Source organism: Pseudomonas wenzhouensis (genome assembly GCF_021029445.1).
GTDB lineage: Bacteria > Pseudomonadota > Gammaproteobacteria > Pseudomonadales > Pseudomonadaceae > Aquipseudomonas > Aquipseudomonas wenzhouensis.
In genome coordinates this window covers 2,348,699-2,372,192 of the sequence record NZ_CP072610.1, presented here as the reverse complement: position 1 = coordinate 2,372,192, position 23,494 = coordinate 2,348,699, and the positions used below count along the sequence as shown (strand labels likewise).

Here is a 23,494-nt window from a genome sequence, read left to right as displayed (position 1 = left end):
CGGCAGTGTCGCCATGAACGGTCAATCATCATTAACGCTGATAATGAGTTTCGTGGCATTCGATTCGTCGCCTGCCAGGCTCGGTCGCAGACTCCGCCAATCCATAAATCCGACTGGCGGAGTCACCCATGGAACAGCAGCACAAGAACATCTGGATATTCCCCCTGGCCCTCGCCGGCGTCCTTGCCCTCAGCGGCTGCGAGCAGGCAGCGCAGACCCAGGCGCAAATGCCTGCCCCCAAGGTCAGCGTCGCAGAGGTCATCGAACAACCCATCAACGAGTGGGACGAGTTCACCGGTCGCCTCGAAGCGCCGCAATCCGTCGAAATCCGTCCGCGCGTCTCCGGTTACATCGACAAGGTCGCCTTCGACGAAGGCACCCTGGTGAAGAAAGGCAATCTGCTGTTCCAGATCGACCCGCGTCCGTTCCAGGCGGAAGTCAAACGCCTCGAAGCCCAACTGCAACAGGCCCGCGCCAGCCAGGCCCGTGCCGCCAACGAAGCCCGCCGCGGCGAACGCCTGCGCCAGAGCAACGCCATCTCCGCCGAACTGGCCGATGCCCGCGCCAGCGCCGCCACTGAAGCTCAGGCTCAAGTCGCCGCAATCGCCGCCGAGCTGGAAAACGCCCGCCTCAACCTCAGTTTCACCCGCATCACTGCGCCCATCGACGGTCGCGTCAGCCGCGCCGAAATCACCGAAGGCAACCTGGTCGGCGCCGGTGAAAGCCTGCTGACCTCGGTGGTTTCCACCGACAAGGTTTACGCCTACTTCGACGCCGACGAGCGCGCCTTCCTCAAGTATGTCGAGCTGGCCCGCCAGTCCGGCGCCGACGCCCGCGGCGCCAGCCCGGTGTACCTCGGACTGTCCGATGAAAGCGGTCACCCGCATCTGGGCCAGCTGGATTTTCTCGATAACCAGGTCAACCCACGCACCGGCACCATCCGTGGCCGCGCCGTGTTCGACAATCAGGACGGCCGCTTCACCCCGGGCCTGTATGCGCGCCTGAAACTGGTGGGCAGCAAGCCCTACGCCGCCACCCTGATCAAGGATGAAGCGGTCGGCACCGATCTGGGCAAGAAGTACGTGCTGGTGCTGGGCGAGGACAATGCCGTGGCCTATCGCTCCATCGAACTGGGGCCGAAGCTCGAAGGTCTGCGCATCGTCCGCAGCGGCCTGAGCAAGGGCGAGAAGATCGTGGTCAACGGTCTGCAGCGCGCCATGCCTGGCTCCACCGTCGATCCGCAACCGGTATCCATGGCTGATGACAGCACCCTCGAACGACTGGCTCGCATGCGCCAGGCCGTCGATGGCAGCCAGGCCCCGCGCATCGCCGCCGAAAAAATCGAAGCTCGCTCGCCGCGCGGCTGATCCAGACCGCGCTCAGAGGAAAGACCCATGAATTTCTCACAATTCTTCATCCAGCGGCCGATCTTCGCCGCGGTGCTGTCGCTGCTGATTCTGATCGGCGGTGCCATCTCGCTGTTCCAGCTGCCGATCAGCGAATACCCGGAAGTGGTGCCGCCCACCGTCGTGGTGCGTGCCGATTTCCCCGGCGCCAACCCCAAGGTGATCGGTGAAACCGTCGCCTCGCCGCTGGAGCAGGCCATCGTCGGCGTCGAGGGCATGCTCTACATGTCGTCGCAGTCGACCATCGACGGCCGCCTGACGCTGACCGTGACCTTCGCCCTCGGTACCGACCTGGACAACGCCCAGGTGCAGGTGCAGAACCGCGTCACCCGCACCATGCCGACCCTGCCCACCGAGGTGCAGCGTCTCGGCGTGACCGTGGACAAGGCCTCCCCGGATCTGACCATGGTGGTGCACCTGACCTCGCCGGATCAGCGCTACGACATGCTTTACCTGTCCAACTACGCCGCGCTCAACGTCAAGGACGAGCTGGCGCGCCTGGACGGCGTGGGCGACGTGCAACTGTTCGGCATGGGCAACTACTCGCTGCGCGTCTGGCTCGACCCGAACAAGGTGGCCTCGCGTGGGCTGACCGCTACCGATGTGGTCAATGCCATTCGCGAGCAGAACCGCCAGGTCGCCGCCGGTGCCCTCGGCGCGCCGCCTTCCGATGCCGGCAACAGCTTCCAGCTGTCGATCAACGCTCAGGGCCGCCTGGTCTCCGAGGAAGAGTTTGAGAACATCATCATCCGCGTCGGCGACAACGGTGAGATTACCCGTCTGCGCGACATCGCCCGCGTCGAGCTGGGCTCCAACCAGTACGCCCTGCGCTCGCTGCTGAACAACGAGCCGGCGGTCGCCATCCCGGTGTTCCAGCGCCCGGGCTCCAATGCCATCGAGATTTCCGACTCGGTGCGCGAGCGCATGGCCGAGTTGAAACAGAGCTTCCCGCAGGGCATGGACTACGAGATCGTCTATGACCCGACCATCTTCGTACGCGGCTCCATCGAGGCTGTGGTGCACACCCTGCTCGAAGCCATCGTGCTGGTGGTGTTGGTGGTGATCCTGTTCCTGCAGACCTGGCGCGCCTCGATCATCCCGCTGGTGGCCGTACCTGTCTCGCTGATCGGCACCTTCGCGGTCATGCACCTGCTCGGTTTCTCGCTCAACGCCCTGTCGCTGTTCGGCCTGGTGCTGGCCATCGGTATCGTGGTGGACGACGCCATCGTCGTGGTGGAGAACGTCGAACGCAACATCGCCCTGGGCAAGTCGCCGCTCGACGCCACGCGTCAGGCCATGAAGGAAGTGACCGGCCCCATCGTCGCCACGGCGCTGGTGCTGTGCGCCGTGTTCATCCCGACGGCCTTCATTTCCGGCCTCACCGGGCAGTTCTACCAGCAGTTCGCGCTGACCATCGCCATTTCCACGGTGATTTCCGCGATCAACTCGCTGACCCTGTCGCCGGCCCTGTCGGCCATCCTGCTCAAGGAGCATCATGCGCCGAAGGACCGTTTCTCGCGCGGGCTCGACAAGCTGTTCGGCGGCTGGCTGTTCGCCCCGTTCAACCGTGTGTTCGAGCGTGCCAGCAACGGCTACGTTGCTACCGTGCGCCGCGTGCTGCGCGGCAGCAGCATTGCCATGCTGGTTTATGGCGGTCTGCTGCTGCTCGGTTACCTGGGCTTCGCCAGTACCCCGGCCGGCTTCGTGCCACAACAGGACAAGCAGTATCTGGTGGCTTTCGCCCAACTGCCGGACGCCGCGACGCTGGATCGCACCGAAACAGTCATCAAGCGCATGAGCGAGATCGCCGGCCAGCATCCGGGGGTGGAAAACACCGTGGCTTTCCCTGGCCTGTCGATCAATGGCTTCACCAACAGCCCCAACAGCGGCATCGTTTTCACCCCGCTCAAGCGTTTTGATGAGCGCACCGATCCGTCGCTGAGCGCTACGGCTATCGCCGCCGAACTCAATGCGCAGTTCGCCGATATTCAGGACGCCTACATCGCCATCTTCCCGCCGCCACCGGTACAGGGGCTGGGCACCATCGGCGGCTTCCGCCTGCAGATTCAGGATCGCGGCAACCTGGGCTACGAAGAGCTGTATACGCAGACCCAGAACATCCTCAACAAGGCCCGTCAGTTGCCGGAGCTGAACCCGATGTCGGTGTTCACCAGCTACCAGATCAACGTGCCGCAGGTCGATGCCGCCATCGACCGCGAGAAGGCCAAGACCCATGGCGTGGCCATCAGCGACATCTTCGACACCTTGCAGGTGTACCTGGGCTCGCTGTATGCCAACGACTTCAACCGCTTTGGCCGTACCTACCAGGTCAACGTCCAGGCCGACCAGCAGTTCCGCCTGGAGCCGGAGCAAATCGGCCAGCTCAAGGTGCGCAACAACCGTGGCGAGATGGTGCCGCTGTCGACCTTCGTCAAGGTCGATGACAGCGCAGGCCCGGATCGGGTGATGCACTACAACGGCTTCCTCACTGCCGAGATCAACGGTGCCGCCGCGCCGGGCTACAGCTCGGGCCAGGCCGAGGCGGCCATCGCCAAATTGCTGGAAGAAGAACTGCCAATCGGCATGACCTTCGAGTGGACCGATCTGACCTACCAGCAGATTCTCGCCGGCAATACCGCGATCTTCATCTTCCCGCTCTGCGTGCTGCTGGCGTTCCTGGTACTGGCGGCTCAGTACGAAAGCTGGAGTCTGCCGCTGGCGGTGATCCTCATCGTACCGACCGTACTGCTCGCCGCCATCACCGGCGTAATCATGGCCGGCATCGACAACAACATCTTCACCCAGATCGGCCTGATCGTATTGGTGGGCCTGGCCTGCAAGAACGCCATCCTGCTGGTGGAGTTCGCCAAGGACAAACAGGAAGAAGGCATGGACCGTGTCGCTGCCGTGCTGAAGGCCTGCCGCCTGCGCCTGCGGCCGATCCTGATGACCTCGATCGCCTTCATCATGGGCGTGGTGCCGCTGGTGTTGTCGAGCGGCGCGGGTGCCGAGATGCGCCATGCCATGGGCGTGGCGGTGTTCAGCGGGATGATCGGCGTGACCTTCTTCGGTCTGCTGCTGACACCGGTGTTCTATGTACTGATCCGTGGCTTCGTGGAAAAACGCGCAGCGCGCAAAGCTGCCCGCCTGCAGGAGTCGCATGCATGAAAGCCTTCGCCCCCGCTCTGCTGACCCTGGCGCTGTCGGCCTGCGCCGTCGGCCCGGACTACCGGGCACCTGCTACCGAGCCTGCGCGCTTCAGGGCGCTGGAGGCTGCCGAGTACGACCGCAGCCGGTTTGAAGCCGTCTGGTGGCAGCAATTCGACGACCCGACGCTGAACCTGCTGGTGCAGCGCTCGCTGGCGGATAACCGTGAGCTGCGCGTGGCGTTCAACCGCCTGCGCGCGGCGCGGGCCATTCGCGATGACGTGGCCAACGACCGTCTGCCCACCATAACCAGCCGCGCCAGCGGCGAGTTCGGCAAAGCGCAGCAGCCGCCTACCACGGACGAGCGCATCCGTCAGGAGCGCTACGACCTGGGCCTGGACATGGCCTGGGAAGTGGATCTGTTCGGCCGCATCCAGCGCCAGCTGCAAGCCAGCGAGGCGCGCATCGAAGTGGCCGAAGCCGACTACTACCAGTTGCAGGTCAGCCTGATCGCCGAGCTGGTCGATGCCTACGGCACTCTGCGCGGTGCGCAACTGCGCGAGCGCATCGCCCGCGACAACCTGAAGAACCAGCAGGACTCGCGCGCCATCACCGAGCAGTTGCGCGATGCCGGCGTCGGTACCGAACTCGACGTGCTGCGCGCCGACGCCCGCCTGGCCGCCACCGAAGCCAGCCTGCCGCAACTGCAGGCGCAACAGGTACGGGCGCAGAACCGTATCGCCACCCTACTCGGCCAACGCCCGGAGCGCTTGCAGGTCGACCTGACGCCCAAATCATTGCCGGTCATCGCCAAGGCGCTGCCGATCGGCAACCCGGCCGAACTGCTACGGCGCCGCCCGGATATCCAGGCGGCCGAACGCCAGCTGGCAGCGGCGACCGCTGAGGTGGGTGTGGCGACGGCAGACCTGTTCCCGCGGGTCAGCCTCTCCGGCTTTCTCGGCTTCACCGCTGGTCGTGGCTCGCAACTGGGCGCCTCGGCGGCGCGGGTCTGGGGCGTAGCGCCGAGCATCAGTTGGGCGGCGTTCGACCTGGGCAGCGTGCGCGCCCGTCTGCGGGGTGCCGAAGCCGAAGCCGATGGTGCTCTGGCGCAGTACGAGCAGCAGGTACTGCTGGCCCTGGAAGAATCGGAAAACGCCTTCAGCGATTACGGTAAACGCCAGCAACGCCTGATCGCCCTGGTTCGCCAGGCCGAAGCCAGCCGTGCGGCAGCGGATCAGGCCGCGATTCGCTATCGCGAAGGCACGGCGGATTTTCTCGTGTTGCTCGATGCCGAACGCGAACGCCTGGCTGCCGAAGACGCCCAGGCAGTGGCCGAGGTTGAGCTGTACAGCGGCATCGTCGCTATCTACAAGGCGCTCGGCGGTGGCTGGCAACCGCCGGCCTGAACCCTCTCTCCAGGGAGCGGCCCAGCTCCGCCGCTCCTTTAGCCCTGGTCGCGCCTGGCGTGTCCGGGGCTTTTTTATGCGACGCCGTGAAGTCCTTTTACGGACTCTGGTCGCACTCGACGCGGTTACGTCCACCCTGTTTGGCCCGGTACAGGGCTGCATCGGCCCGTTGCAGAAGTTGTTGCGGATCCCCTCCCGCAGTGGCCTGCATTGCGGCCACGCCGATGCTCAGGGTGACGCGAGCGTAGGGCGAGCCGCTATGGGCAAGGTTCAGAGTCGCCATGGCGGCGATCAGTTTTTCGGCCCGTTGCAGCGCGCCGGCCAACTCGGTGCCCGGCGCCAGGAAGACGAACTCCTCCCCTCCGTAGCGGGCAACGAAATCCGTCGAGCGCGCCAGCGTCGCCGCCAGTGTCTGCGCGATCTGACGCAAACAGGCATCGCCTGCAGGGTGCCCGTAGAGGTCGTTGTAGGCCTTGAACCAGTCAACATCCATGATGGCCAGCGCCAGCGGCGTAGCATTGCGTTGCGCCTGTCGCCATTGTCGCGTGAGTTCGGCATCGAACTGCCGGCGGTTGCCGATATTCGTCAATGCGTCGGTCACACTGAGATTTTCCAGGCGTTGATTGAGTCGCTGCAGTTCCTGCGTGCGTTCCTGCACACGCTGCTCCAGTTCACGCTCGGAGCGCTGCAGGGTCTCTACCAGTTGTGCCTGGGTTTGCAGCAGTTGCGCCTGGGTGCGCATCTTTTCCTGACGCATGACGTTGATGCGGTCGGCCAGGGCAAAGGCCAGCAGGAGCATCTCCAGCGATGAGCCCAGCTGCAGGCCATCGACGGTAAATACGTTGGTCGGCAGCACGCCCATGGCACGCAGCGTGGTGGTGGCGCCACCGAGTATCAGCAGGCCAAAGGCTGCAAGGAAAAAATAGGCGCTGCGCTGACGTTTCAGCGCGCAGGCGAGTGCGATGGCGAATATCGCCAATGCCGTGAGCAGGTTGAACATAATGGCCATGCACGCAACCTGCGGCAGTGCCAGGGCATAGATCACGGGAGTGATCAGGTACAGGGCAATCATCGCCAGCAACAGACGATCCGCCCATGGCAGTGTGTGCCGGGTCTGCAGCATCTGACGCATGAACAGCATCAGCGCACACAGGGCAAAGGAGGCACTGCTGTAATAGGCCACATTGCCGTTCAGTGGCAGACCGAACAGGAGCCAGCCCGGCGCCATGCCATTTTTCACCGTCAGTACGCAGACGGTGCACAGGACGAATGTCACGTACAGCAGGTAAATCCGATCACGCAGGGCGATGAACAGCATCAGGTTGAACAGGATCATCGCTATCGCGATTCCCACATAAGCACTGCGCACCATGTAGTCATCGCGCTCGTAGGCATGGAAGGCGTCGACTGACCAGAGCTGCAACGGCACCAGCAAGCCGATGCTCGATTGCACGCGCACATGGATCACCTGCTCGGCATGTGCCGGCAGTTCCAGGGGGAAGACGAAATTGCGGTTGGCGTAAGCCTTGCTGAGCGCGGGGCGGTCGGCACCGGTGGACCAGGTGCGAGACATCCCCTGCTCGTCCGTCACATAAACATCGACGAAGGAAATACGTGGGTTGTCCACCACCAGCAGGCGTTTTAGCGCCTGATCGCTGGTATTGGTCAGGTGCAGGCGAAACCAGTAGGCCGAACGAGTGAAGCCCAGGGCGAAGGCGGCGCTGTCGACGACGTCGTACTGAAAACGCTCGACCATCTCAGGCGAGCGCAGCGCCTCCAGCGTCAGGCTTTGGCTCGTATCCTCGAACTTGCCGACCAGGGTCGTCAGCGATTGCGGGTCGTGCACGAGCTGGGCAATATCGAGCCTGCGCTCCAGCGCCCATGTATCCGGCAGGCAGACAACCGACAGCACTATCCAGATGATGAGCCGAAGAATGTAAACACGCTTCATTAGGGACGTTCTGTGAGTACCAATGGGCCTGAACTCAGGGCTGAAACCTCCGGACGAAGCCGAGGCGATGACCAGATGCCACCATCGTGCACTGTCACGCGCCCGCTTACGATCTTAATATGCGCGACCGCGTGAAGGAACACCCCATGACGCTGCAACAGATCATCACCTTCTGCCTGGCCCTGCCTGGCGCCCGCGAAGATTTCAAATGGGGCGGCAATCGGGTGTTTTCCGTGGCCGGCAACAAGATGTTCGCCATTATCGACTCACTCGGTGAGGGGCTGGCCTTCAAGGTCGATGCCGACCTGTTTCTCGGCTATATCGACCGCCCCGGCATCCGCCCTGCCCCTTACCTGGCCCGCGCCCGGTGGATCAGCATGGATGCGCGGCAATTGCCGCTCGGCGACGACGAGCTGCGCCAACTGCTGACGCGCTCGCACCAGCTGGTGGTTCGCAGGCTGCCAAAACGTCTGCAGCCGGGGTTGCTGCTATAAGGCACCTCTAAAAACGTAGGCGAGGCAGCCAGCGCAAGGCAAAAACAGGCGAAAAAGCGCAGTTTACGCGCTGTAAATGAGCATTTTGAGCCTGTTTTTAACGCCGCGATGGCAACGCAGGTAGTTTTTAGAGGTACCTTATAAGGGCGCAGCCATTTTCAGATGGATCACGCGACGCTGCTGCAGGCTGATCGCTGGCTCGAAAATCTGGCGATAGTGCTCTCTGGCCAGGCGGCGTATCAGCCCACTGCGCTGCGCCTGCGGCAGCAGCGTCTGCAACAGGCGGTGCAGCTCAGGGTATGCCGGCGAGACGTAGAGGATATGATCCTGTGGGTAGCTGAACAGCAGGTGGCGCTCCACCTCCAGATCGGCATGCTGCGTCCACTCATGCGCCATTTCGTGGGCGCCACGGGGCAGATAATCGATCAGGCGCGTCGTCGAGGCCACCATGCGGTACAGCCGTTTCCAGTCGCCCTCGATGGTCATCACCGGCAGATCATTGGCCTCCCAGATGGCCCTGTCCGCCCAGGCCGCTCCCATGCCTGCCACCTGCTGCAGGCGGCGAAAGTCCTCCAGGCTGTGCACCTTGTCATACACGGCCTGCCTGCCCTTGGGGATGAACAAAATGCGCTGGTTGACCAGGTTGTCGGTCATGCCCACCCGCACTGGCAGGAACCTTCGCTCACGCGCCTGCGTCGGGCCAAGGATCAGGACGCTGATTTCCCCACGCTGCAGCATGACCTCCAGGCGCGTCATGGTAGGGTTGCCACGCTCGCGTACAGTGACGCCATGGCCCCCGAGAGCCAGGGTCTGCTCAAGCACTTGTCGGGTATAGGCGACTGACTCAGGCGTCCCGCCCAGCGTCAACTCTAGCTCGGCAGAAGCGTACACAGGCCCAAGCAGGCAACACAGCAGCCACAGCCCCAGCACCCGAATACGGGGCCTCAGATGCACTGCAGCAGCGGTTTTGCCAGTTTTTTTCATTCTTGTTGTCATGGCCACGTTGTGCTCGCCAGGCAGGCGGTGTCCCTCTCTGGCAGGCTTGGAGCGCCAACATAGCCGCTTGGCACACTGCAATGCCAGTTCTGCAGCAAGCTGTCCCTAGGGCCTGTTAACACAACCTCAGTCCGTCAACGATCAGGGCAAAATTAACGAAGCCGATGAACATGACATCGAGCTTTTCAAAGCGGGAGAAAATTCTGCGAAATCCTTTCAAGCGCCGAAACAGACGCTCTACCTCATTTCGGCGCTTATAGATTTCTCGGTCATATTCCCAGGGATTGATGCGAGTCCTCAGCGGAGGAACCACTGGGATAAAGCCCAGATCCAGCGCAAGCTGACGGGTTTCGTTGCCCTCGTAAGCACGATCCATCAGCAGATGCAGCGGTCTTCCTTGCTCGCCCAGCTTGCGAAGCAGGTCGCGACCTGCCGGTGCGTCGTGTGCCTGCCCGGGTGACAGGGAGAACGCTATGGCTGTTCGATCATTCGCGGCAACCAGATGAATCTTGGTGTTCCAACCGCCTCGGGATTTTCCAATAGCTTGAGGGCCGTTTTTTTTCGAGCGCCAGTGCCATCGGGATGCACCTTGATGCTGGTGCTATCCAGGGACACCGCCTCGATCTTGATCCGGACAATTTGGGATTGCTGCAACTGGGCGAACACCCGATCCAACACACCCGACCTCGACCAGCGGCTCATGCGGGTGTAGATGGTGTGCCAATTGCCAAAGCGCTTCGGCAAGCCGCGCCACTTGCAGCCATGCTCAGCGACATAGAGGATCGCGTTCAACACGTTCAGATTGGACAGACTTACGTTGCCCCGCTGTCGCGGGAAGCAATGCTCAATGATCGAGAATTGTTCGGGGGTAATTTCCATGCGCGAAGTATCACGCATGGAGAGACTTGAAGCTAATTAGCGTTAACAGGCCCTAGTGCACCAATGAAGGCAGGTGGTCTAGTACGTAGATGCCATCGAACAGCAGCAGGTCGATCCAGAGTAGCTGGTGCAAGCCGACGATCAGCCAGAAAACCGTCTGGTAGGAGGCCTTGCGCGTCTTGTGACGAAAGACTTGCTGAGCGATTAGCGCGCCTGGCCAGCCGCCGAGCAGTTCGACCAGATGCAGGGTGTTCTCCGGCGTGCGCTGAGCACCGCTCTGGGCGTTGCGTTTGTCCAGCCAGTACTGCACGAAGCTCAGCAGGCTGGCCGACAGGTACAGCGGCGCCAGCCACCAGAGCCCCTTGCCGAACAGCTGCAGGGCAGCGAGCACTGGCAATACGCAGAGCAAGGCAAACAGGACGATCTTGCTGCCTGGGCTGTGGATGCCGCCTGACTGTGTCGCCGCTCTGCGTGCAGGTTTGGCAGCGGGTTTTGGCTGCGCCGGTGCAGCATTGTCCGGGGTTTTCGGCTTGCGCCGGATGGCCTGGCGGTCGAGGCTCAGTTCGCCGGCCAGACGCAGGTGCGCGGCACGTGGCCGACCACGCTCGTCGCGCCCTTCGATGAACAGCACATCGTCCCCGGGCTGCGGGCGGCGATCACCGCGCATGACGGAAATGTGCGCGAAAACGTCAGCACCGCCGTTTGCCGGCTGGATGAAGCCAAAGCCCTTGGCATCATCCCAGCTTTTCAGGCGCCCCTTGCGCTCGTTGTCCATCACGGCTGAGCGGTGCTCCAGTCGATCAGGTGCAACTGCCAGGTCGCCAGAATCACCAGGCCGAAGGCAATGCGATACCAGGCGAATACCGCATAGCTGTGGTTGGTGATGAACTTGAGCAAGGCACGCACGGTGATCATCGCCACGATGAAGGTGCTGACGAAGCCGATGGCGAAGATTGGCAGGTCGCTCATCTGCAGAATGTCGCGGTACTTGAACAGCGAATAGACCGTGGCCGCCACCATGGTCGGCATGGCCAGGAAGAAGGAAAACTCGGTCGCGGCCTTGCGCGACAACCCGAAGACCAGGCCGCCGATGATGGTAGCGCCCGAACGCGACGTACCCGGAATCAGCGCCAGGCACTGGGCGAAACCAACCTTCAGGGCCAGCTTCCAGTCCATGTCGTCGACCGTTTCGGCCTGGATAGTATGATCGCGCTTCTCTGCCCAGAGCATGATAATGCCGCCTATGATCAGCGCCATGGCCACGGTAATGGGGTTGAACAGCCAGTGCTCGATGAGATCGGCGAAGGCCAGGCCGAATATCACGGCCGGGATGAACGCCAACAGCAGATTGAAGGTGAAACGCTGGGCCTTGGGCTCATTGGGCAGCCCGACCACCACACCGAGCACCTTGGCCCGGAACTCCCAGATCACCGCCAGAATGGCGCCAAGCTGGATAATGATCTTGAATGCGGTTGCCGTTTGACCGTTGAAACCCAGCAAGTCTCCGACCACGATCAGGTGCCCGGTGCTGGAAATCGGCAAGAACTCGGTCAGCCCTTCCACAATGCCCAGAATCAGAGCCTGAAAGGCCATCCAGATATCCATCAACTCCCCCAAAGCGCGACGACTCCGCCGCGCGTAAACTCGAAAATGCAATACAGCCCGCCGTGGGACATAAATACGCTACGCAGGTTCCTGCGCGTGCGTCCTGGCAGAAGCAGCGCCTGGCTCGCCAATCACTCAGGTTCTGCGCCTGGCGGCCGGAATGCTATCAGACAACTGGCGTGAATAATGCCCCGATGCACAGTATCGCCAGTACTGCTCGGGGTTGCCCTGACGCTGACAATTACAACAATCCGGTATTCGCCCATGAACCATTTACGCAGTCTCCCCATCAGCCGTCGCCTGTGGTTGATTCTGGCGCTTGCCCTCCTGACGCTGATCCTCCAGGGCGCTTATATGTTGCGCCAGATACACAGCGATCTTTACCTCGCCAAATCGGAAAAAACCGAGCATGTGGTGCAGAGCGCGGCGGGTATCCTCAAGTATTTCCATGATCTGGAAAGCGCCGGCAGCCTTGACCGTGAACAGGCCCAGAAACAGGCGATGGAGGTCATACGCGGGCTGCGTTATGCCGGCCAGGAGTATTTCTGGATCAATGACCAGACGCCGGTGATGGTCATGCACCCGACCAATCCCAAGCTCGAAGGTCAGAACCTGCCCAGCTTCAAGGATCCGGACGGCAAGGCGCTGTTCAACGAGATGGTCGCCATCACCCGCAGCCAGGGTGCCGGCCAGGTCGATTACCGCTGGCCGAAGCCAGGCGCCAGTGACCCGGTACCGAAGATTTCCTATGTCGAGCTGTTCCAGCCCTGGGGCTGGATCATTGGCTCCGGTGTCTATGTCGATGATGTACAGGCAGAGTTCAAGGCGCAGGCACTGAAAGCCATCACCATCGGCTTTCTGATTGTCGTGCTGCTGACGGGGCTGGTAGTCGTCATTACCCGCAGCATCGTGCAACCGCTGCAGGCAGCGGTCGACGGCATGGCCAACATCGCCAGCGGCGAAGGCGACCTGACCCGTAATCTCGATACTCATGGCCGCGATGAACTCACCGCACTGGCCACCCACTTCAATGCCTTCACCGACAAACTGCGGCACGTCATCCGTCAGATGCTCGAGTCGGCCGGCTCGCTGGATCAGGCCGCGGGCAATCTCGGCGATATTTCCAGCGAAGCGCAGCGTCATAGCCAGCAGCAGGCGCAGCAGATGGAATTGGTGGCCACCGCTGTCAACGAAGTGACCTACGGCGTGCAGGACGTGGCGAAGAATGCCGAACACGCCTCCAGCGAAATGCACACGGCCGAGGATCAGGCCCGCCAGGGGCAGCAGAATATCGATGCCAGCCTGCGTCAGATTGGTGAATTGTCGGGCACCATCGACAAGGCGGTGGAAGTCATGCAGTCGCTGGCCAGCGAAAGCACGCAGATCGGCAGCGTCCTGGAAGTAATCCGCTCGATTGCCGAGCAAACCAACCTGCTGGCCCTCAATGCCGCCATCGAGGCCGCGCGCGCCGGCGAACAAGGCCGAGGCTTTGCCGTGGTCGCCGACGAGGTGCGCCTGCTGGCACAACGCACGCAAACCTCCACGGCCGAGATTCAGGGCATGATCGAGCGCCTGCAGGGCAACTCCGAGGCGGCAGTGAAGGTGATCAATGAAAGCAGCCGCGCCTCCCAGTTGACCGTGGAGCAAGCCAGCCAGGCGGGTGAAAGCCTTGCTCAGATAGCCCAGTCGCTGCGCAACCTCACGGGTCTCAATGCGTCGATTACCAGCGCTACCCTGCAGCAGTCTCATGTGGTGGAGGACATCAATCAGAACATCACGCAGACGGCGGCGTTGGCGCACAACACCGCCGAAGCTGCCGAGCAGTCGAACGCAGCCAGCCAGCATCTCCAGCAACTGGCCGAGCAACTCAATCGTCTGCTTGGCCAGTTCCGCGTCTGAGGCCGATACCGATCTGATCCGGGGCCGGTGAGCATAGCCGCCGTGCCCCGGCCGGACGCTTCATCGTTAGTGCGCATCGAAGTGTCTGGCGTCTGGTACGTCCCTGCTGTGCTCAGCCGCTGACGGCAGTACAATCGCCACCTTTTGCATGGTTGAGGATGCCGAATGTCCTGGCTCGAACTCCTGGCTGCCGGGCTCGGCATCATCGCGGTATGGCTGACCGTCAAGCAGAATCCCTGGTGCTGGCCCATCGGCCTGGTCATGGTGCTGCTCTACGCCTGGCTGTTCTATGACTGGCGCCTGTATTCCAACCTGCTTTTGCAACTGCTGTTCGCTGCGCTGCAGCTCTACGGCTGGCGGCAGTGGACCCGTGGTGGTGAGCGCCATGATGGGCGCAAGGTCAGCCGCCTGACTGCACGGGCGATCCTCGCGGGATTGCTGATCGGCGCGCTCGGCGCCTGGCTGCTCGGCCATCTGATGGCCACCTACACCGATGCCAGCTCGCCCTGGCTGGATTCGGCGCTCACGGCCTTCAGCCTGGTGGCGCAGCTATGGATGGCGCAGAAGCGCTTGCAGTGCTGGGCGCTTTGGGTGCTGGTAGACCTCTGTTACGTGGCGTTCTTCCTGCACAGCGAGCTGTACCTGACAGCTGCACTCTACGCAGCCTTCACCGCGCTGGCCGTCAGCGGCTGGCTGAGCTGGCGGCGCGACCCGGCCTTGCGGTACGCCGCATGAAAGTGCTGGTGCTGACCGGGCCGGAATCCAGCGGCAAGAGCTGGCTCGCGGCAGAGATACAGACACACTTCGGTGGCCTGGTGGTCGGCGAGTACGTGCGCCACTTCATCGATGAGCAGCAGCGCGATACCGGCTATGCCGACATCAGCGACATCGCGCGCGGCCAACTGGCCTGGGAAGATGCTGCGCGAGCAACACAGCCGGCGCTGCTGATTCTCGACACGCACCTGCTGAGCAACATGCTCTGGAGCCGCTGCCTGTTTGGCGATTGCCCGGACTGGCTAGAAGGTGAATTGCTCGCCCGTCGCTACGACCAACACCTGCTGCTCGACCCCGCCGGCGTACCCTGGGTCAGCGACGGCCAGCGTTGTCAGCCAGGGCTGGCAGAGCGCCAGGCGTTTCATCAGGCCTGTCGCGATTGGTTGCAGGCCAACGGACAGCGCTTCAGCCAACTGTCCGGTAGCTGGGATGAACGGCGCGAAGCCGCGCTGCAGCAGGTTGCAGCGCTGCTCGGCTCAGTGGATCAGCACGCTGGCCCAGGCCACTAGCAGGCTCAGACACACTGCCAGCGTAAGCGGCTTGCGCAATGCCGGATACCACTGCGGCGCGAGCCCCTCGCGTACTGCATGCATATCGGCCAGATACAGGCCAATGAAGGCGAACAGGAAAACGGGCAGCGACAGCGCCATCGGCAGCCCGCCCGCCAGCGCAGCCCAACCCAGCAAGGGCGGGATCACCGAAAGCCCCAGTTGCAGCCTGGCTTTGATATCGCTCGCCTCGCCACGCATGGCCAGGCCCCAGTGAATGGCGCCCATGAAAGCCAGAATCACGGCAGCGTAATCGAGCAAGGCATCGAGCACGAAAGGCCGCCAGCCCATGGGAATGCCCCAGATTCCCAGCGCACCACTGACAAACGGCACCAGCCCGGCGTATCCCAGCAGTAAAGCCAGTTGCGGCGGTTTCTTGGCATCGAACGGGTGCATGAAAAACTCCTTGGTGATGGATGTTGCGAGCACATTAGCAGTGTTTCATGGGCGTTACAGCCATAGTGCTCAACGCAGGCGATGCTTGTGCAGCAAGCGATACAGTGTCGGTCTGGATACACCAAGCGTACGCGCGGCTTGGCTCATGTTGCGATAACGGCTAAGCACATCGTTCAACGCCTGCAACTCGGCACGCAGGATGTAGTCCTCCAGCGTTACCGGCGCATCGTTGTGCTTCTGGCGCGGCTGCAAGGCGCTGTCGACCAACCAGGGCTTGGCCCGCTCGGCCTGTTGCAGCACGTCCAGCAAGAGCCAATGGTCGACCGCTGCGGGCAGGATGCGAAAGAGCCAGGTGCTCAATTGCAGCTCATCGACCTGCTGCAGCCATCCAGCATCTGCCAGCGCAACACAGGCAAGGCCCGTGCGTCGCAGTTGTTCGCGCAGCATCTGCCCGGGTTGCCGGTCGAGGTACAGCAGCAGCGCATCACCGCCCCGAGCGTTGAGCTCCCCGGCCGTGCAACGTTGCACAACCCACCCCGCTGCCTGCAGCGCCGTCATCAGGGTGTCTGTCATCATCACGAAGGGTTCGAGCACCAGCAATTGCCGAGAGGCGACGGAAACGGCCTGCATATTCCATCCTTGGCGCCATTATTTTGAAATAGCAATAAAAACAACAATTTGGCGCTAACAAACGTAACGCTAGCAAGAACTTTGACGGCTAATGGATCATTTCTCTATATGCCTTGTTCCGGCGGGTTATTGCACTTATTGCGTGATCGCAAAGATGGCACCTTGCCAACATTCAACAGTATTGGCATAACCGACGAACTAATAAGAACGCCACAAGGATGTTTCCTATGCGTCTGCTGCGCCGCACCCTGAAGCTTGTGATTGTGTTGGTACTGATCGGCCTGGCGGTGGCGCTGTATTACGTGGCCAACCCCAACCTGCCGAACCAGCAGTTGCCCGAAAAACTGCATTATCTGCAGCAATGGAGCGACGAACAGCGCCAGAACTATTACTACACCGCGCAAGGCACCACGGTAAAAGGCTTGCGTTACGACTGGTTCATCGCACTGGAAATGCCATTCGGCACGGATAAGTTCGCCCGTCTGGATTATCTGGCCCGCTTTGGGTTTCTTGGCGATCCCGAGCAGCAGCCGAGCGCGCTCAACCCCGGCAATCTGCCTGTCGGTTTCGCCCGCCACCAGGACAGTGAGAGCGGCGAGCATTTTCTCGACATCACTTGCGCCGCCTGCCACACCGGCGAGCTGCGCTACAAAGGCCAGGCCGTACGCATCGACGGCGGCGCTGCCCTGCACTCGCTGGCCTCCACCGTCCCCACTCTGCGCGGTGGTGGCTTCGGCCAGGCGCTGGGCATGAGCATGGCGTTCACCTACTACAACCCGCTGAAATTCCGGCGCTTTGCCCAGGAAGTCCTGGGCGACCAATACCCGCAGGGCCGTGCGCAATTGCGCGAAGACTTCAAGCAAGTGCTCGACCGTCTGCTGGCCACTGCATTCAACGACTGGCATCGCGGGCTATACCCGACCGAAGAAGGCTTTGGCCGCACCGACGCCTTCGGGCGCATCGCCAATACCGTGTTCGGTGATGCCCTGGATGAGGCCAACTACCGCGTTGCCAATGCTCCGGTGAGCTACCCGCACCTCTGGGATATCTGGAAGTTCGACTGGGTGCAGTGGAACGGTTCGGCCATGCAGCCCATGGCGCGCAACGTCGGCGAAGCCCTTGGTGTCGGCGCCAGTCTGCATCTGCTCGACGAACGGGGTAAAGGCGTTATCGAAGCAGATCGCTACGCATCCAGTGTGCGCCTGCACGACCTGTATACCCTCGAGGAAACCCTGAAACAGCTGCAGCCACCGAAGTGGCCAGAGGCCGTATTCGGCAAGGTGGATCTGCCGTTGGCCAGCCGTGGCAAAGCGCTCTACAGCGAGAATTGCGCCTACTGCCACGCACCCGATCCGAAACCGCACGATCAGCGCCTGGCGCCGTCGCGCAGCCCTGAATGGAAAATGCGCGTGGTACCGGTCAGTATCGTCGGCACCGACCCGACCACCGCCGACAATATCGCGGATCATCGTTTCGACATCAGCCGCCTGGGTTGGACCAAGACCGAACTGGCGAAACTGGATGTGCGCCTGTATGGCGCCAGCCTCGACGACGTCGACTTCAAGAACATCTCCAGTGCCAAGGGGCTGGCTTACATCACCGCCTACGTGGAGAACCGCGCCTATCAGGACGCCGGTATCGGCCCACGCCAGCGCCAGAAAATGGACGGCTACGGGTTGCCCATCGGCGTTCAGGAGTTACGCGGCTACAAGGCGCGCCCGCTCGACGGTATCTGGGCGACCCCGCCCTTCCTGCACAACGGCTCGGTAGCCAATCTGTTCGAACTGCTCTCCCCCGTTTACGAGCGGCAGACCCGGTTCTGGGTCGGTAACTTCGAGTACGACCCGGTTCGGGTGGGGTATCGCAGCGATGAATTTGCCGGCGGTTTCCTCCTCGACACCCGCGTTACCGGCAATGGCAACGGTGGCCATGAGTTTCGCGACGGCTGTCGCCAGGAAGGTGTGATCGGCCGCGCCTTGTCGCCTGAAGAGCGCCTGGCGCTGATCGAATACCTCAAGGTACTCGGTAACGCCGAGCTGGAAACCCAGCTCAGTGACCTGCCTGTGCGCCCATGGACGCCCGGCCCGCGCTGCGCAGGCTGATTTCAACCGATACCGGAACAAGGATTGCAACGATGTTGAAACGCTTCTGGCTCTGGCTTGGTCGCCTGCTCGGCAAACTGCTGCTCACCATCACGCTGGTTGGCCTGCTTGGCTGGGGCCTGGGTGAGGCCTATTACGCCTGGAAGTTCTCCGGCCCGGTCTCCACCGAGGAAGAGATCGCTGCGGATGAAGCCGCGCTGAGCCGGCTGATCATCGAGGATGCCGTGCGCATCGTCGAGCAACACCGCGATAACACCCGCGTGCTGCGAGATGCCCACGCCAAGGCCCATGGCTGTGTCAAAGCCGAAGTGCAGGTGCTCGATAGTCTCGACGAATCCCTGCGCCACGGCGTGTTCAGTAAGCCCGGGCATACCTGGCAGGCCTGGATGCGCCTGTCCAATGGCAACGCCTACCCGCAGTTCGACCGCGCCCGTGATGCTCGCGGCATGGCCATCAAACTGCTCGACGTGCCAGGCGAGAAACTCATGCAGAGCCCGGCACATGCTGGCGAACAGGATTTCGTGATGTTCAATCACCCCGCCTTCTTCGTCCGCGACGTGGCCGAGTACCGCAGCAACTTCGCCGCCCAGGCCGACGGCAAGAAGGCTCTGGCATTCTTTCCCAGCTGGGATCCGCGCACCTGGGAAGTACGCCACCTGATCATCGCCCTGAAGACCCTGGCACCGGCACCAGAAAGTCCCGTGGCCACCACTTACAACTCCATTGCGCCATTCAAGCTCGGTGAGTTGAACATCAAGTACCGCGTGATTCCGGCACCACAGAACTGCCCACCCTACCAACTGCCTGAACAGAACACCGACCTGCCCAACTTTTTGCGCAATGCGCTTTACCAGCAACTGTCACTGGATCGTGCCCCCGCGTGTTTTGAACTGCAGGTGCAGAAACAGAATGCGCAGTACTACATGCCCATCGAAGATCCGAGTGTGGAATGGAGCGAAAAGATATCGCCCTTCGAAAGCGTCGCACGTATTACCGTGCCGGCCCAGGACTTCGACAGCCGCGAACAAAACCTGTTCTGCGACAATTTGTCCTTCAACCCCTGGCATGCACTTGCCGAACATCGTCCGATTGGTGGAATAAACCGTTTACGCAAGTCGGTATATGAGGCAGTCAGCGCCTATCGGCAGCAGCGCAACGCCTCAGGTCCCACCATACCTGAGCTGCAGCCTGCCGAAGCTGATCCGCAAACGGAACTTTCGCAGTAGAAAGTTGTAATCGGCGAGACGTCCGAAGTATTTATTGAGGCACGGCACAGCCTAATAAAAGTTTTTTCAGCGGTGTGTGACTTATGGGGTCGCTGCGTTCATCAACAGCATTGTAAGGCCAACATACTGGCCGCACTTAATTGCTGGGATCAACTCGGAGAGATCGAACCCATGAACACACCGCTGCGTTTCAACGAAGCCCTGCTGATTGCCGATCGCGCCTTCCGCCCGTTCCAGTGCGTAGCCTGGGCTCCGCAGGACGGCACCGGCGTCGTCAGCATCAGCGTCATCGACCGTACCAACACCCGTTTGCTCGGTCGCCAACTGTCCAGCGCTACCTACAGTGATCCGCAACAGCTTGAAGACGCACTGCAGCGCTCGCGTGACGAACTGCGCAGCCAGGGTTTTGATCTGGCCCCGTGGAGCATGCCGGCGTAATGCTTTCGGGGCGCCCGGCGCGCCCCGAGGTTTGAAGCCTGATTGGCCACATTGCGCTTGCCAGTGAAGTGACTGCAGACTGCTGCCTCATCCTGTGCCGAGTCCAGCGCCATGCTCGAACTGCGCCCCAATTGCGAGAACTGCAACTGCGACCTACCAGCAGCCAGCGCCGATGCGTTGATCTGCTCCTTCGAATGCACCTTCTGCCGCGCCTGCGCCGAGTCCGAGCTGGCGCTGCGCTGCCCCAACTGCGGCGGCGAATTGGTGAGGCGGCCGACCCGTCCGGCAGAAAAGCTCGAACGCTTTCCCGCTTCCAGCAAACGTGTGCACAGGGCCTGAAATGCAAAGGGGCGATCTTTCGGTCGCCCCTTTTCATATGCGCAGCATTGATCAGTAGTAAGCGTTTTCGCGATTGCTGTGATCGGTCACGTCGCGCACGCCCTTGAGCTCGGGAATACGCTCGAGCAGGGTTTTCTCGATGCCTTCCTTGAGCGTGTAGTCAGCCTGGCCGCAGCCCTGGCAACCGCCACCGAACTGCAGCACGGCAATGCCCTCATCGACGACATCCACCAGCGTCACCTGGCCGCCATGGCTGGCCAGGCCGGGGTTGATCTCGGTCTGCAGGTAGTAGTTGATGCGCTCGTTCAGCGGGCTGTCCTCGTTGACCATCGGTACCTTGGCGTTCGGCGCCTTGATGGTCAGCTGGCCGCCCATACGGTCAGTGGCGTAATCAACGACAGCGTCTTCCAGGAAAGGCTCGCTCACGCCATCGATCCAGGCGGTAAAACTGGCCAGGCCAACGGCGGTGTCTTCTGGCTTCTGCTCACCCGGCTTGCAGTAGGCAATGCAGGTTTCCGCGTAAGGCGTACCTGGCTGGGTGATGAAAACGCGGATGCCGATACCCGGGGTGTCCTGCTTGCTCAGCAGCTCGGCCAGGTAGTCTTCGGCAGCTTGGGTAATGGTGATGGCACTCATGGCAACTCCTCACGGTCATGCGGCGATTGTACGCCAAGTGATGACCCGAACCTAGTCCTACTAATTTACTCAGGATAAGGGCTACTGCCCTTCTCGCCCGCTGCGACGCCCTGTCCAGGGGCTGATCCACGCGCCCCGACGGGCCCAGCAGGCGGCGATGACCAGCAGTGCTAGCCACCGCCTACCGCCTGGCGTTTCAGGGCATCCCTAGAAATTCTGGTAGCGGTTCATGTCCAGCACCCCCGCCTCCAGCGGCTGGGTTTCACGGATATGCTCGGCCAGATCGTGGAAATATCGCCAGAACTCGGGGTGGCTGCGGCGTATGCCCCAGCGCTCGACGATACGCTCGAAGGATTTTGCGTCGCGCACGCCTTCCATCTGCGTGACGAAGGCATTCACCTCCCCGACTTTGACGTTGAACAGAAAGTTCGGGTAGCTGCTCAGCACTTCCGGGTAAATGGTCAGGGTATCCAGGCGCGCCTGGTAGCGCAGCTCCTCGCCCAGCATGAACGCCACGTTGCTGTGCGCGCGGTTGCGCAGCAGGCTGTAGACCTCGCGCGAACCATCGCTCAGTTCGACCCGCAACATCGTCGCTTCCGGCAATTGATCGATCACCCGTAAACCACCGGCCGGCCGACTGGCCAGACGCGACAGTGCCTGTTCGGCATGTTGCAGCTCCTTGGGCAGACCGTCGCGGTAACAGTGCGCGCCCGCGCAGCGGTTGATCGGGTCCGGGCGCGCATTGAGCGTGGTGTGGCGCTGCAGCAACTGCTCGGCGAACTGCTTCTTGGGATCCTTGCCCGTCAGGCCAAGGGCGCTGGGTGAGTGATGATCGACCGAGGTGTAATCCAGCCACATCTTCAGTTTGCCGCTGTTCTGGTACCAATCGCCCAGGTAGGCCTCACGCGAGCGGGCCGGCAGCAGGCGCAGGAAGTTCACCTCGGCGCCGTTGCGGATCAGGTCAAAGTACAGCCGCGTCTGCGCCTGGTGCGAGACATTGCCGAAGACGTCGAAGTTGACCACCAGTTGGTAGTAGGTGCGCTCCAGCAACGGATAGTCCATCCACCAGAGGGTTTGCGGGATCTCGCCCAGCAATCCTTTGCGCACCGAGGCGCTGTCGTGCTGACGGAAGATCGACAGCAACGCGTTGTCATTGCCACTCCAGATATGCGTCCAGTCAGCTGGCAGCGCATCGGCATAGGCGTCCTTGCGCAGGTTCTCGTAGTCGTTGCGCTTGTTGCGGTAGTTGCGCCATAGCCCCAGCAGATCGCCGATCTCATCGAACTGCCCGGGCATGGCCAGCAGCGGCGTTGCCTCGCGCCGGTAATCGGCATCAGTGATGTATAGATCGTGCTCCGGCGCCTGGAACAGCGTCCAGAAGTTATCGCGAATCACGTCGGTAGCGATTTGCCCACGACACACCGGGCCCCGGATGAAGGTGCGCACGAAGTACTCGGCGTTATCCAGCATGAACTGGTAACGCGCCTGTGCCGGAATCGCGGCGAAGGTCTCGAAGGGATTGGCGCGGCGTTGTGCGCCATAGCCGGGTACGGCATCCAGCGTCCAGTCTTCAGCGAAGAACAGCGCCTTGACCCGCGCCAGCTTGGCGTCGCTGAGCGGGTAAGTGATGTGCGTCTTGTGCACGATCACGCCCTGGATCGGCCAGAGGCGGTAATAGAACTCGGTGCCCGGATCATCGTTGGGGCGACGCGTGGCGATCGGATCGATGGGTTTGCCGCTGGGTGTACGCGAACGCACCATCTGGAAGAAGTGCCCAGGCTCGCCGCCCTCGACGTGCAGATGCGCCAGGAACAGGTGCTCGTACAGCCAGCGCGACACCAGATCCTGCCGCGCACCGGGCGCATTCAAGAAACTTTCCCACTGTTCCACCTGGCGCAACTCGACCGCGCTGGGCTTGAGCGCCTGTTCGGCGACCGATGCACCTTGGGCCAGCCACTGTTCCAGGGTGGCGTACTCGTCATCGCTCAACCCGGTCACCGCGAACGGCATGCCGCCGTGGGGGTTCTTCTGCGCGTAGGCAGCGAACTCACCCGGCAACGGGCAACTGTTACTGCGGGTGATGGCGATATCGAGGTTGTCGGGGAGCTTGGCGTTGGGCTCCAGCGGCTGGCTGCGCCCAAGCTCCAGCATGCGCTTGATCAGCGCCGCCTGGCCGTTCTCGCCATCGAGCACCGAGTGAAAGCCGCGATGGCGCCAGGCTGCCTCGCCTTGTGCGTCCAGATATAGACGCGTGGTGGCTTGCGCCTGGGTGCGTGTACCGTCGTACACCAGTTGCTTGCTGGCACCACGCAGGATGCCCTCGCCGCTGCCAAGATTGAGCTGGCAGGGCGCGTCATAGCAGGTATGACAGGCCACGCACTTGTGGGTGAGGATCGGTTGTACGTCCTCGACATAGGAAATCGCCTGCGCACGGGCCAGGCCGGCTGCGAGAGACAGAATAAGCAGAGCAGCGGGCTTGAGCATGGCCACGTCCTTGAGTGAAGTCCGACGATTCTATCGGGACAGACCTCGCCGCAACATGAATGAAATTCATGGAAAAGCTGGACATGCTCCAGAACCCTGCAGCTTTGCTATCATCGCGCACCTTTGTTTCCGCTTTGC

The 23,494-nt window shown here is 61.9% G+C and carries 19 protein-coding genes and 1 pseudogene; 11 read left to right on the top strand and 9 right to left on the bottom strand.

Going from position 1 to position 23,494, the window contains the following annotated elements; genetic code table 11:
- The first annotated feature begins 128 nt into the window (after positions 1 to 128).
- Genes mexE through J7655_RS10840 form a run of 3 tightly spaced genes read left to right on the top strand, consistent with a single transcriptional unit; the run spans position 129 to position 5,959 of the window.
- Positions 129 to 1,367 carry a multidrug efflux RND transporter periplasmic adaptor subunit MexE gene (mexE, locus tag J7655_RS10850; protein ID WP_230924451.1) on the top strand — a complete coding sequence of 413 codons (1,239 nt, stop codon included), beginning with the start codon at positions 129 to 131 and terminating at the stop codon, positions 1,365 to 1,367.
- 27 nt (positions 1,368 to 1,394) lie between these two features.
- Positions 1,395 to 4,574 (top strand): efflux RND transporter permease subunit, encoded by a 3,180-nt coding sequence (locus J7655_RS10845; RefSeq protein WP_230924450.1) that lies wholly within the window; start codon positions 1,395 to 1,397, stop codon positions 4,572 to 4,574.
- The gene (locus J7655_RS10840; RefSeq protein WP_230924449.1) at positions 4,571 to 5,959 is read left to right on the top strand and encodes an efflux transporter outer membrane subunit; all 1,389 of its coding nucleotides are present in this window, start codon (positions 4,571 to 4,573) and stop codon (positions 5,957 to 5,959) included. The genes J7655_RS10845 and J7655_RS10840 overlap by 4 nt, the downstream gene beginning before the upstream one ends.
- A gap of 97 nt (positions 5,960 to 6,056) precedes the next feature.
- Here the strand turns inward: J7655_RS10840 and J7655_RS10835 are convergent, their stop codons facing one another.
- Complete coding sequence (locus J7655_RS10835; RefSeq protein WP_230924448.1) at positions 6,057 to 7,910, bottom strand: sensor domain-containing diguanylate cyclase; 1,854 nt, start codon at positions 7,908 to 7,910, stop codon at positions 6,057 to 6,059.
- Positions 7,911 to 8,056: 146 nt separating this feature from the next.
- Here J7655_RS10835 and J7655_RS10830 point away from each other — a divergent pair, with 146 nt between their 5' ends.
- The gene (locus tag J7655_RS10830; RefSeq protein WP_230924447.1) at positions 8,057 to 8,404 is read left to right on the top strand and encodes an MmcQ/YjbR family DNA-binding protein; all 348 of its coding nucleotides are present in this window, start codon (positions 8,057 to 8,059) and stop codon (positions 8,402 to 8,404) included.
- A gap of 138 nt (positions 8,405 to 8,542) precedes the next feature.
- On the opposite strand, the gene J7655_RS10825 is transcribed toward J7655_RS10830, so the two are convergent.
- From J7655_RS10825 to J7655_RS10810, 4 genes are all read right to left on the bottom strand, one after another.
- The gene (locus J7655_RS10825; protein WP_230924446.1) at positions 8,543 to 9,160 is read right to left on the bottom strand and encodes a hypothetical protein; all 618 of its coding nucleotides are present in this window, start codon (positions 9,158 to 9,160) and stop codon (positions 8,543 to 8,545) included.
- A 355-nt stretch (positions 9,161 to 9,515) separates the two neighbouring features.
- Positions 9,516 to 10,279, bottom strand: a protein-coding gene (locus J7655_RS10820; RefSeq protein ID WP_106735623.1) for an IS5 family transposase whose coding sequence is annotated in 2 segments (ribosomal slippage) — positions 9,516 to 9,964 and positions 9,964 to 10,279 — 765 coding nt in all. Because the reading frame shifts where the segments join, the coding sequence is not laid out codon by codon here.
- A 52-nt stretch (positions 10,280 to 10,331) separates the two neighbouring features.
- Entirely contained in the window at positions 10,332 to 11,057 is a 726-nt protein-coding gene (locus J7655_RS10815; protein ID WP_230924445.1) for a DUF1294 domain-containing protein, read from the bottom strand.
- The gene (locus J7655_RS10810) at positions 11,054 to 11,884 is read right to left on the bottom strand and encodes an undecaprenyl-diphosphate phosphatase (protein ID WP_003460188.1); all 831 of its coding nucleotides are present in this window, start codon (positions 11,882 to 11,884) and stop codon (positions 11,054 to 11,056) included. The genes J7655_RS10815 and J7655_RS10810 overlap by 4 nt, the downstream gene beginning before the upstream one ends.
- A 264-nt stretch (positions 11,885 to 12,148) precedes the next feature.
- Here J7655_RS10810 and J7655_RS10805 point away from each other — a divergent pair, with 264 nt between their 5' ends.
- From J7655_RS10805 to J7655_RS10795, 3 genes are all read left to right on the top strand, one after another.
- On the top strand, positions 12,149 to 13,783 hold the full coding sequence (locus tag J7655_RS10805) for a methyl-accepting chemotaxis protein (protein WP_230924444.1): 1,635 nt from the start codon (positions 12,149 to 12,151) through the stop codon (positions 13,781 to 13,783).
- Between the two features lie 165 nt (positions 13,784 to 13,948).
- Positions 13,949 to 14,518 carry a nicotinamide riboside transporter PnuC gene (pnuC, locus tag J7655_RS10800; RefSeq protein WP_230924443.1) on the top strand — a complete coding sequence of 190 codons (570 nt, stop codon included), beginning with the start codon at positions 13,949 to 13,951 and terminating at the stop codon, positions 14,516 to 14,518.
- A complete protein-coding gene (locus tag J7655_RS10795) occupies positions 14,515 to 15,066 on the top strand; it encodes an AAA family ATPase (protein WP_230924442.1) in 552 nt (183 codons plus the stop codon). The genes pnuC and J7655_RS10795 overlap by 4 nt, the downstream gene beginning before the upstream one ends.
- Here J7655_RS10795 and J7655_RS10790 read toward each other — a convergent pair.
- Together J7655_RS10790 and J7655_RS10785 are read right to left on the bottom strand one after the other, a co-directional pair.
- Complete coding sequence (locus J7655_RS10790; protein ID WP_230924441.1) at positions 15,034 to 15,501, bottom strand: DUF3429 domain-containing protein; 468 nt, start codon at positions 15,499 to 15,501, stop codon at positions 15,034 to 15,036. The genes J7655_RS10795 and J7655_RS10790 overlap by 33 nt on opposite strands.
- Before the next feature lie 69 nt (positions 15,502 to 15,570).
- A pseudogene (locus tag J7655_RS10785) lies at positions 15,571 to 15,762 on the bottom strand (helix-turn-helix domain-containing protein); the annotation flags it as partial.
- A gap of 596 nt (positions 15,763 to 16,358) precedes the next feature.
- On the opposite strand from J7655_RS10785, the gene J7655_RS10780 reads away from it, so the two are divergent.
- The 4 genes from J7655_RS10780 (at position 16,359) to J7655_RS10765 (ending at position 20,236) form a co-directional block, all read left to right on the top strand.
- On the top strand, positions 16,359 to 18,233 hold the full coding sequence (locus J7655_RS10780; protein WP_230924440.1) for a c-type cytochrome: 1,875 nt from the start codon (positions 16,359 to 16,361) through the stop codon (positions 18,231 to 18,233).
- 32 nt (positions 18,234 to 18,265) lie between these two features.
- On the top strand, positions 18,266 to 19,459 hold the full coding sequence (locus tag J7655_RS10775) for a catalase family protein (RefSeq protein WP_230924439.1): 1,194 nt from the start codon (positions 18,266 to 18,268) through the stop codon (positions 19,457 to 19,459).
- Positions 19,460 to 19,630: 171 nt separating this feature from the next.
- On the top strand, positions 19,631 to 19,897 hold the full coding sequence (locus tag J7655_RS10770; protein WP_147810855.1) for a hypothetical protein: 267 nt from the start codon (positions 19,631 to 19,633) through the stop codon (positions 19,895 to 19,897).
- Between the two features lie 111 nt (positions 19,898 to 20,008).
- Positions 20,009 to 20,236, top strand: coding sequence for a DUF1272 domain-containing protein (locus J7655_RS10765; protein WP_230924438.1), 228 nt, complete (start codon positions 20,009 to 20,011; stop codon positions 20,234 to 20,236).
- 51 nt (positions 20,237 to 20,287) lie between these two features.
- On the opposite strand, the gene nfuA is transcribed toward J7655_RS10765, so the two are convergent.
- A complete protein-coding gene (gene nfuA, locus J7655_RS10760; RefSeq protein WP_147810853.1) occupies positions 20,288 to 20,872 on the bottom strand; it encodes a Fe-S biogenesis protein NfuA in 585 nt (194 codons plus the stop codon).
- 207 nt (positions 20,873 to 21,079) lie between these two features.
- Entirely contained in the window at positions 21,080 to 23,356 is a 2,277-nt protein-coding gene (locus tag J7655_RS10755; RefSeq protein WP_230924437.1) for a fatty acid cis/trans isomerase, read from the bottom strand.
- Positions 23,357 to 23,494 lie beyond the last annotated feature (138 nt).

What these genes read in the sequence shown, in the direction of transcription:
- mexE (WP_230924451.1), top strand. Translation starts at nt 129, where the DNA reads ATGGAACAGCAGCACAAGAACATCTGGATATTCCCCCTGGCCCTCGCC.
- J7655_RS10845 (WP_230924450.1), top strand. Translation starts at nt 1,395, where the DNA reads ATGAATTTCTCACAATTCTTCATCCAGCGGCCGATCTTCGCCGCGGTG.
- J7655_RS10840 (WP_230924449.1), top strand. Translation starts at nt 4,571, where the DNA reads ATGAAAGCCTTCGCCCCCGCTCTGCTGACCCTGGCGCTGTCGGCCTGC.
- J7655_RS10835 (WP_230924448.1), bottom strand. Translation starts at nt 7,910, where the DNA reads ATGAAGCGTGTTTACATTCTTCGGCTCATCATCTGGATAGTGCTGTCG.
- J7655_RS10830 (WP_230924447.1), top strand. Translation starts at nt 8,057, where the DNA reads ATGACGCTGCAACAGATCATCACCTTCTGCCTGGCCCTGCCTGGCGCC.
- J7655_RS10825 (WP_230924446.1), bottom strand. Translation starts at nt 9,160, where the DNA reads ATGACGCGCCTGGAGGTCATGCTGCAGCGTGGGGAAATCAGCGTCCTG.
- J7655_RS10810 (WP_003460188.1), bottom strand. Translation starts at nt 11,884, where the DNA reads ATGGATATCTGGATGGCCTTTCAGGCTCTGATTCTGGGCATTGTGGAA.
- J7655_RS10805 (WP_230924444.1), top strand. Translation starts at nt 12,149, where the DNA reads ATGAACCATTTACGCAGTCTCCCCATCAGCCGTCGCCTGTGGTTGATT.
- pnuC (WP_230924443.1), top strand. Translation starts at nt 13,949, where the DNA reads ATGTCCTGGCTCGAACTCCTGGCTGCCGGGCTCGGCATCATCGCGGTA.
- J7655_RS10795 (WP_230924442.1), top strand. Translation starts at nt 14,515, where the DNA reads ATGAAAGTGCTGGTGCTGACCGGGCCGGAATCCAGCGGCAAGAGCTGG.
- J7655_RS10790 (WP_230924441.1), bottom strand. Translation starts at nt 15,501, where the DNA reads ATGCACCCGTTCGATGCCAAGAAACCGCCGCAACTGGCTTTACTGCTG.
- J7655_RS10780 (WP_230924440.1), top strand. Translation starts at nt 16,359, where the DNA reads ATGCGTCTGCTGCGCCGCACCCTGAAGCTTGTGATTGTGTTGGTACTG.
- J7655_RS10775 (WP_230924439.1), top strand. Translation starts at nt 18,266, where the DNA reads ATGTTGAAACGCTTCTGGCTCTGGCTTGGTCGCCTGCTCGGCAAACTG.
- J7655_RS10770 (WP_147810855.1), top strand. Translation starts at nt 19,631, where the DNA reads ATGAACACACCGCTGCGTTTCAACGAAGCCCTGCTGATTGCCGATCGC.
- J7655_RS10765 (WP_230924438.1), top strand. Translation starts at nt 20,009, where the DNA reads ATGCTCGAACTGCGCCCCAATTGCGAGAACTGCAACTGCGACCTACCA.
- nfuA (WP_147810853.1), bottom strand. Translation starts at nt 20,872, where the DNA reads ATGAGTGCCATCACCATTACCCAAGCTGCCGAAGACTACCTGGCCGAG.
- J7655_RS10755 (WP_230924437.1), bottom strand. Translation starts at nt 23,356, where the DNA reads ATGCTCAAGCCCGCTGCTCTGCTTATTCTGTCTCTCGCAGCCGGCCTG.